This window comes from Streptomyces sp. NPDC100445 (genome assembly GCF_044759735.1).
GTDB lineage: Bacteria > Actinomycetota > Actinomycetes > Streptomycetales > Streptomycetaceae > Streptomyces.
Genome location: NZ_JBIVZV010000012.1, coordinates 59,422 through 68,351, shown reverse-complemented (window position 1 = coordinate 68,351; position 8,930 = coordinate 59,422). Strand labels below are relative to the sequence as shown.

Genomic DNA, 8,930 nt, shown 5'->3' with positions numbered 1-8,930 from the left:
CGACGTCAGTCGAACTGGTCGCCCAGGGCCATGACCATCGTCCCGGCGATCAGCAGCCACAGCGCCCTGCGGGTGCGGCCCCTGGCACCGAGGACGCCCGCGAACGCGCACACCGCGGCACCGAACGCGTAGGCCGCCGGGACCAGGGCCGGGGCCGAACCGGTGCTCCGCAGCAGCGCGGCGGCCAGCCCCGCCAGGGCCAGCAGCGCGCCGGCGCCGACGGCCGCCCACCGGGCCCGCCGCGCGTCCTCGCCGTCCTCCCACCCGTCGTCCGCCTCGGTCCGCCGCGGGTCGTCCGGCTCGGTTATCGCTGGCCCGGGGCCGGAATTGGTGCGTCCACTCATGGCGGGCGAGCGTAGCGCCCCGCGGACGGCGGACCGGACGCGGGGCCGGGCGGGACGACGGCGACGGCCCCGGAGGTCAGGCCTCCGGGGCCGTACGGTCAGCCGTTGCGGTGTCCGGGCTCAGCCCTCGGTGACGCCCAGCTTCTCCAGGATCAGCTCCTTGACGCGGGCCGCGTCGGCCTGGCCGCGCGTGGCCTTCATGACCGCGCCGACCAGGGCGCCGGCCGCCGCCACCTTGCCGCCGCGGATCTTGTCCGCCACGCCCGGGTTGCCGGCGATGGCCTCCTCCACGGCGGTCGTCAGCGCACCCTCGTCGGAGACGACCTTCAGCCCGCGCTTGTCGACGACCTCGTCCGGGGTGCCCTCGCCCGCGAGGACGCCCTCGATGACCTGACGGGCCAGCTTGTCGTTCAGGTCACCCTTCGCGACCAGCTCGGTGACCCGGGCCACCTCCTGGGCGGTGATCGCCAGCTCGTCCAGCGCGGTGCCGGACTCGTTGGCGCTGCGCGCCAGTTCACCCATCCACCACTTGCGGGCGGAGGCCGCGTCGGCACCGGCGTCGATCGTGGCGACGATCAGGTCCAGCGCGCCGGCGTTGAGGATCGCCTGCATGTCGGTGGCGGAGATGCCCCACTCGGCGAGCAGCCGGGTGCGGCGGACCAGCGGCAGCTCGGGCAGGGACGCGCGGATCTCCTCGACCCACTCGCGCGACGGCGCCACGGGGACGAGGTCGGGCTCCGGGAAGTACCGGTAGTCCTCGGCCTCCTCCTTCACGCGGCCCGAGGTCGTGGACCCGGTGTCCTCGTGGAAGTGGCGGGTCTCCTGCACGATGGTGCCGCCGGACGACAGCACCGCCGCGTGCCGCTGGATCTCGAAGCGGGCGGCGCGCTCGACGGAGCGCAGCGAGTTGACGTTCTTCGTCTCGCTGCGGGTGCCGAACTTCTCGCGGCCGTGCGGGCGCAGCGACAGGTTCACGTCGCAGCGCATCTGGCCCATCTCCATGCGGGCCTCGGAGACGCCGAGCGCCCTGATGACCTCGCGCAGCTCGCGGACGTACGCCTTGGCCACCTCGGGGGCGCGCTCGCCGGCGCCCTCGATCGGCTTGGTGACGATCTCGATGAGCGGGATGCCGGCGCGGTTGTAGTCGAGCAGCGAGTGCGAGGCGCCGTGGATGCGGCCGGTCGCGCCGCCCACGTGGGTGGACTTGCCGGTGTCCTCCTCCATGTGGGCGCGCTCGATCTCCACGCGGAAGGTCTCGCCGTCCTCCAGCTGCACGTCGAGGTAGCCGTCGAAGGCGATCGGCTCGTCGTACTGGGAGGTCTGGAAGTTCTTCGGCATGTCCGGATAGAAGTAGTTCTTCCGGGCGAAGCGGCACCATTCGGCGATCTCGCAGTTCAGTGCGAGACCGATCCTGATCGCCGACTCGACGCCGGTCGCGTTGACGACCGGGAGCGCGCCGGGCAGGCCGAGGCAGACGGGGCAGGTCTGCGAGTTGGGCTCGGCGCCCAGCTCGGTGGAGCACCCGCAGAACATCTTCGTCTTGGTGCCGAGCTCGACATGGACCTCGAGGCCCATGACGGGGTCGTACGACGCCAGCGCGTCCTCGTACGACACCAGGTCGGTCGTGGTGGTCACGATGAAAACTTCCCTCTCAGCCCAGCAGGACGTCGTCGTCGCCCAGCCGCTTCAGCTCGCGGTAGAGGATGGCGAGGCCGGTGACGATGGCGACGGCGGACACGGTGGCGTCGATCAGGACCAGCGTGTCGTTCTCGGCGCGGGCCTTCTTCAGACGCTTGGCCACACCGAACGCGCCGAACGCGGTCCCGGCCATGGACAGGTACGTACCGGACCTGGACTTCTTGAAGCCCTTGGCCTTGGTCAGTGCACTCACAGCGACGGAGCCTCCTCGAGCAGCGGGTGCCCCCACTTTTCCACGAAGGCCGCCTCCACGGCGGCGCCGACCTTGTAGAGCCGGTCGTCCTGCATGGCGGGGGCGATGATCTGGAGTCCCACCGGGAGGTTGTCCTCCGGGGCGAGACCGCACGGCAGGGACATGGCCGCGTTGCCCGCCAGGTTGGTCGGGATGGTGCACAGGTCCGCGAGGTACATCGCCATCGGGTCGTCGGCGCGCTCGCCGATCGGGAAGGCGGTGGTCGGGGTCGTCGGGGAGACGATCACGTCGACCTGCTCGAACGCCTTCTCGAAGTCCCGCGTGATGAGGGTGCGGACCTTCTGCGCCGAGCCGTAGTAGGCGTCGTAGTAGCCGCTCGACAGGGCGTACGTGCCGAGCATGATGCGGCGCTTGACCTCGGGGCCGAACCCCGCCTCACGGGTGAGGGAGGTGACCTCCTCGGCGGAGCGCGTGCCGTCGTCGCCGGTCCGCACGCCGTAGCGCAGGCCGTCGAAGCGGGCGAGGTTGGAGGAGCACTCGGAGGGCGCGATCAGGTAGTACGCCGAAAGGGCGAGGTCGAAGGACGGGCAGTCCAGCTCGACGATCTCGGCGCCCAGCCCCTTGAGCAGCTCGACCGACTCGTCGAACCGCTGGATGACGCCGGCCTGGTAGCCCTCGCCGCGGAACTGCTTGACCACGCCGACGCGCATGCCCCGGACGCTGCCGTTGCGGGCGGCCTCGACGACCGGCGGGACCGGGGCGTCGATGGAGGTGGAGTCGAGCGGGTCGTGCCCGGCGATCACCTCGTGCAGCAGGGCCGCGTCCAGGACCGTGCGGGCGCAGGGGCCGCCCTGGTCGAGGGAGGAGGAGAAGGCCACCATGCCGAAGCGGGACACCGCGCCGTACGTCGGCTTCACGCCGACCGTGCCGGTGACGGAGGCCGGCTGGCGGATGGAGCCGCCGGTGTCGGTGCCGATGGCGAGCGGGGCCTGGAAGGCGGCGAGGGCGGCGCTCGAACCGCCGCCGGAGCCGCCGGGGATCCTGGTGAGGTCCCACGGGTTGCCGGTCGGGCCGTAGGCGCTGTTCTCGGTGGAGGACCCCATGGCGAACTCGTCCATGTTGGTCTTGCCGAGGATGACGACGTCGGCGGCCTTCAGCCGCTTGGTGAGCGTCGCGTCGTACGGCGGGATCCAGCCTTCGAGGATCTTCGAGCCGACGGTCGTGGGCACGCCCTCGGTGGTGAAGATGTCCTTGAGGGCGAGCGGGACGCCGGCCAGCGGGCCCAGCTCCTCGCCGCGGGCGCGCTTGGCGTCCACGGCACGGGCCTGGGCGAGGGCGCCCTCGCGGTCGACGTGGAGGAAGGCGTGCACCTTCTCGTCCACGGCGTCGATCCGGGCGAGGTGGGCCTCGGTCACCTCGACGGCGGTCAGCTCGCCCGACCGGATCTTCGCGGCGATCTCCGCCGCGGTGAGCTTGATGATGGGACTGTCCGTCATGGTGGTCACTCCTCCCCCAGGATCTGCGGCACCTTGAAACGCTGCTGCTCCTGGGCGGGGGCGCCGGAGAGCGCCTGCTCGGGGGTGAGCGAGGGACGGACCTCGTCCGGCCGCATGACGTTCGTCAGCGGCAGCGGGTGCGAGGTCGGCGGTACGTCTTGGTCGGCGACCTCGCTGACGCGGGCGACCGCGCCGATGATGTCGTCCAGCTGTCCCGCGAAGTGGTCGAGTTCTTCGGGCTTCAGCTCCAGACGCGCCAGCCGGGCGAGGTGGGCGACCTCCTCGCGCGTGATGCCAGGCATGCAGCGATCCTCTGGGTGAGAGTGTGTGGTTTGGGGCCAATCCTATGGGGCGGGCCCGGGTGCCCGTGAAACGGTTTGCCGTGGCACCGTCCCCGGCGGTGCCGCGCGGCCCGGGATCGGCCCCCGGTGGGCCCTGCCCGCCCCTCGGGCGGGGGCACGCCGCTCGCGGGTGAGGCAGAGGCTACTCGGCGGCGGGGAGGGCGGCGCGCGGGCGCTGCCAGCCGCGGGTGCCGCGGGCCAGCAGCCAGGCGGTCGCCTCGTCCGGGGGCATCGCCGCGGCCACCAGCCAGCCCTGTACGGCGTCGCAGCCCAGGTCCCGCAGCCGCTCCCACGTCTCGTCGTCCTCCACGCCCTCGGCGACGACGAGGAGGCCCAGCGAATGGGCGAGGTCGACGGTGCAGCGCACGATCTCGGCGTCCTCGGCGTCGACGGCCAGCCGGGCCACGAAGGAGCGGTCGATCTTCAGTTCGCTGACCGGGAGCCGGCGCAGGTGCACCAGCGAGGAGTAGCCGGTGCCGAAGTCGTCCAGTGACATCTTCACGCCGTGCGCGGTGAGTCCGGCGAGGGTGTCGGCGGCCCGCTGCGGGTCCTCCAGCAGGACGTGTTCCGTTATCTCCAGCTGGAGCGCCCCGGCGGGGACCCCGTGCCGGGCGAGCCGCGCGGCGACCGATCCCGCGAACCCGGGGGTGTGCACGTCGCGCGGGGAGACGTTGACGGCGACCGGGACCCGTAGCCCCTGGGCGCGCCACCGGGCGACCTGCGCGAGGGCGGTGTCGAGGACGTACTCGGTCAGGTGGGGCATCAGACCGGAGGACTCGGCTATCGCTATGAACTCGTCCGGCGGGACCTTGCCGCGCTCGGGGTGCACCCAGCGCACCAGCGCCTCCAGGCCGGCGACCTGTCCGTCGAAGCGGACCTTGGGCTGGTAGTGCAGCTGCACCTCGCGCGCGTCCAGGGCGCGGCGCAGGTCGCCCAGCAGGCCGAGGCGGTCGGGCGTGTTGGAGTCGCGCTTGGACTCGTACACCTCCACGCCGGTGCGGTCCCGCTTGGCCTGGTACATCGCCACGTCGGCCCGGCGCAGCAGGCCCTCGGCGTCGACCGCGTGGTCGGGGAAGACGGCGACCCCCGCGCTGGCCTCCAGCACGAGGGTGAGACCGTCGAGGTCGAGCGGGGAGCTGAGGGCGGCGACGAGGCCGCGGGCGACGCGCGTGGCCGACGTGGTGGAGTCGGCGACGGGCAGTAAGACGGCGAACTCGTCACCACCGAGGCGGGCGGCCTCGGCGCCGCGCGGCAGGGCGAGCCGCAGCCGGTCGGCTATCTGGAGCAGCAGCCGGTCCCCGGCGAGGTGGCCCAGGGTGTCGTTGACCGACCGGAAACGGTCGAGGTCGATCAGCATGAGGGCGGCGCGGGCGCCGATGCGTTCGGCGTCGTCGAGGGCCGTCCAGATCCGTTCCAGCAGCCACTGCCGGTTGGGCAGCCCGGTCAGCGGGTCGCGCAGCTGTTCCTCGGCGCGGGCGCGGGCCATCCACAGCGTGGAGTCCAGGGCGACGAGGGGGATGGCGAACAGCGGGAGCAGGACCGGCTGGGCGTCGGCGACGACGCAGAGCAGCGGCGCGATGCCGAGCAGCGCGACGGCGACCAGGCCGTGCCGGACCAGGGCGGTGCGGGCGACGGTGGGCAGCCCGCCGCCGCGCGGGGCGTGCAGGTACCACAGCAGGCCGCGGCTGACGGCGAGGTAGGCGCAGGCGACCAGGACGACCTGGGGGGCCGTCGCGAGGGTCCAGGTGCCGGGCCGCCAGGGCTGCTCGACGCTCGGCACCCGGCCGAAGGCGCCGAGCAGCAGGGCGCCGGCGCCGATGCCGAGGATGTCGACCGCGCCGTGCAGGACGCCCTGCCGCCAGCGGTGCCGGCGGGCGATGCCGACCAGGACGACCACGGTGAGGCTGACCAGCCCGGCGGGCACCCAGCCGTACAGCAGCAGGACGGCGAGGGTGAGGGCGGCGCCCGATCCGGTGCCGCCCGACCAGCGGGCGCTGCCCAGCATGACGAGGTGGCCGACGATGACGCCGGTCAGCAGGGCCAGCGCCCAGCCGAGCGTGCCGCAGGGGAAGAGGGCGTGGTGGCCGGCGTAGGCGCGGTAGAAGCCGGCGCCGAGGACGAGACCGGCGGCGGCGACGACGGCCGCGGGCAGCGCCGGCCAGGACGGCTGCCGTTCGGTGTCGGTGTCGGTGCGGGCGCCGGTGCCGGACAGCGCGGAGGCGGAGCCGGCGGCCCGGGGCGGCGGGGCGGCCGCCTCGCCGGCGGGGCCCGGTCCGGCCGGGCGCGGCTGCCCGCCCGTCCGTCCGCCGGCCGGTCCGCTCCACCGGATTCCCCACGCGCCCGCGCGGCGGCGCAGGCGCAGCCGCGAGTCCGGGGCGGCGCTCTCGGTCGGTTCCATTCCCGTCCCTCTCACAGCCGGCGGTGCCCACGCCACGCGGCCCGATGCCCGACAACCATCAGCAGCTCCGCGCCGAAGAAACCTCCCCCGGGCCACTGGAGGGCACGGGGGCGCACCGGCCGCAGCTGGGCACGGCAGGCGCACACCTCAACAGTAGGCCGCGGAAGGCTTCCACGGGCAGCGGTCTCCGACGGTTGCCCGAATGCGCCCGGGCCACCCGTATGCAACTGATATGCGCCGATCGGGTGGCCTTCAACCGCTACTCCTCGGTCGGAACCGCGACTTCGGCCGCCGCCTCGGGGCCCTGCTCCAGAAGGACGTCGAAACCGTCCTCGTCCAGGATCGGCACCTTCGCCTGCACGGCCTTGTCGTACTTCGATCCGGGGTTGTCACCCACAACGACGAACGAGGTCTTCTTCGACACCGAACCGACCACTTTCGCCCCCCGGCTCTGGAGCGCCTCCTTGGCGCCGTCCCGGGTGTGGTGCTCCAGCGTGCCGGTGACGACGATCGTGAGCCCCGCCAGCGGTCGCGGCCCCTCGTCCTCGCCGGACGACCGGTCCTCCAGGGGGACTCCGGCGGCCTTCCACTTGCGGACGATCTCGCGGTGCCAGTCCTCGGCGAACCACTCCTTGAGCGCGGCGGCGATGATCGGGCCGACGCCGTCGGTCGCGGCCAGCTCCGCCTCGGTCGCCTGCTCGATGCGGTCGATGGACCGGAACTCGCGCGCGAGGGCCTGCGCGGCGACCGGGCCGACGTGCCGGATGGACAGTCCGTTCAGGAACCGGGCCAGCGGGCGGGACTTGGCGGCCTCGATGTTGGCCAGCAGCGCCAGGGTGTTCTTCTTCGGCTCGCCCTTCTGGTTGGCGAAGACCGTGACGACCTTCTCCTCCCCCGTCTTCGGGTCGTGCTTGGGCAGCCCGCTGTCGGGGTCGAGGACGTGGGCCTTGATGGGCAGCAGCTTCTCCACCGTCAGGTCGAACAGGTCGCCCTCGTCCACCAGCGGCGGGTCGGCCGGTTCCAGCGGGCGGGTGAGCGCGGCCGCGGCCACCTCGCCGAAGTGCTCGATGTCCAGGCACTCGCGGCCGGCGAGGTAGGAGACGCGCCCCCGCAACTGGGCCGGGCAGCCTCGGGCGTTGGGGCAGCGGAGGTCGATGTCGCCCTCCTTCATGGGCCGCAGCGGCGTTCCGCACTCCGGGCACTCGCCCGGCATCACGAACTCCCGCTCGGTGTCGTCCCGCAGGTCGTAGACCGGGCCGAGGATCTCCGGGATGACGTCACCGGCCTTGCGGATGACGACCGTATCGCCGATACGGACGCCTTTGGCCCGCACGACCTCCTGGTTGTGCAGGGTCGCGAACTCCACCTCGCTGCCCGCGACCGTCACCGGCTCCACCTGGGCGTACGGCGTGACGCGGCCGGTGCGGCCGACCGCCACCTTGATGTCGATGAGCTTGGTGTTGACCTCTTCGGGCGCGTACTTGTAGGCGATCGCCCAGCGGGGGGCCCGCGCGGTGGAGCCGAGGCGCCCCTGGAGGCGCAGCTCGTCCAGCTTGACCACGACCCCGTCGATCTCGTGCTCCACGGAGTGGCGGTGCTCGCCGTAGTACGCGATGAACTCCCGCACCCCGTCGAGGTCGTCGACCACGCGGTTGTGCGGGGAGGTGGGCAGGCCCCACTCCTTCAGCAGCTCGTAGGCCTGGGAGAGCCGGGTCATGCCGGTGTAGCCCTCCAGGGCGCCGATGCCGTGGACGACCATGTGCAGCGGGCGGGTGGCGGTGACCCGCGGGTTCTTCTGGCGCAGCGAACCGGCGGCGGCGTTGCGCGGGTTGGCGAAGGGCTTGTCGCCGGCCGCGACGAGGCGTTCGTTCAGTTCGAGGAACTTCTCCATCGGGAAGTAGACCTCGCCGCGGATCTCCACCACGTCCGGCACCCGGTCGCCGTCGAGGCGGTCCGGGATCTCCGCGATGGTCCGGACGTTCGGGGTGATGTCCTCGCCGGTGCGGCCGTCGCCCCGGGTGGCCGCGCGGGTGAGCCGGCCGTTCTCGTAGGTGAGGTTGACCGCGAGGCCGTCCACCTTCAGTTCGCACAGGAAGTGGTAGGTCTGGTCGCCCAGTTCGCGGGCGATGCGGTCGGCCCAGGCGGCCAGGTCGTCGTCGTTGAAGGTGTTGTCGAGCGAGAGCATCCGCTCGCGGTGCTCGACCGCGGTGAACTCCGTCTCGTACGCCCCGGCGACCTTCTGGGTCGGCGAGTCCGGGCTGCGCAGCTCCGGGTGCTCCTCCTCCAGGGCCTCCAGGCTCTTCAGGAGCGTGTCGAACTCCGCGTCGCTGACGACGGGGGCGTCCTTCACGTAGTACCGGAAGCGGTGCTCCTCGATCTGCTCCGCCAGCTGCGCGTGCTTCTCGCGGGCCTCGGCGGGCACCGCCGTCGTCTCCGCCTGCTTGTCGCCGGCCACCGTGT

General features: G+C 72.7%; 7 protein-coding genes. All 7 read right to left on the bottom strand.

What is annotated here, in order from left to right; genetic code table 11:
• Nucleotides 1-5: 5 nt before the first annotated feature.
• Entirely contained in the window at nt 6-344 is a 339-nt protein-coding gene (locus tag ACIQVT_RS26260) for a hypothetical protein (RefSeq protein WP_403758873.1), read from the bottom strand.
• Nucleotides 345-464: 120 nt separating this feature from the next.
• Nucleotides 465-1,982, bottom strand: a complete 1,518-nt coding sequence (gene gatB, locus ACIQVT_RS26255) for an Asp-tRNA(Asn)/Glu-tRNA(Gln) amidotransferase subunit GatB (RefSeq protein WP_403759461.1) — start codon at nt 1,980-1,982, stop codon at nt 465-467.
• Nucleotides 1,983-1,995: 13 nt separating this feature from the next.
• On the bottom strand, nt 1,996-2,235 hold the full coding sequence (locus tag ACIQVT_RS26250) for a hypothetical protein (RefSeq protein ID WP_403758870.1): 240 nt from the start codon (nt 2,233-2,235) through the stop codon (nt 1,996-1,998).
• Nucleotides 2,232-3,731, bottom strand: a complete 1,500-nt coding sequence (gene gatA / locus ACIQVT_RS26245) for an Asp-tRNA(Asn)/Glu-tRNA(Gln) amidotransferase subunit GatA (RefSeq protein WP_403758867.1) — start codon at nt 3,729-3,731, stop codon at nt 2,232-2,234. The genes ACIQVT_RS26250 and gatA overlap by 4 nt, the downstream gene beginning before the upstream one ends.
• Nucleotides 3,732-3,736: 5 nt before the next feature.
• On the bottom strand, nt 3,737-4,033 hold the full coding sequence (gene gatC, locus ACIQVT_RS26240) for an Asp-tRNA(Asn)/Glu-tRNA(Gln) amidotransferase subunit GatC (protein WP_004925108.1): 297 nt from the start codon (nt 4,031-4,033) through the stop codon (nt 3,737-3,739).
• Nucleotides 4,034-4,214: 181 nt separating this feature from the next.
• On the bottom strand, nt 4,215-6,470 hold the full coding sequence (locus ACIQVT_RS26235; protein ID WP_403758863.1) for a putative bifunctional diguanylate cyclase/phosphodiesterase: 2,256 nt from the start codon (nt 6,468-6,470) through the stop codon (nt 4,215-4,217).
• Nucleotides 6,471-6,729: 259 nt separating this feature from the next.
• Complete coding sequence (ligA, locus tag ACIQVT_RS26230) at nt 6,730-8,925, bottom strand: NAD-dependent DNA ligase LigA (RefSeq protein ID WP_403758860.1); 2,196 nt, start codon at nt 8,923-8,925, stop codon at nt 6,730-6,732.
• Between the last annotated feature and the right edge of the window lie 5 nt (nt 8,926-8,930).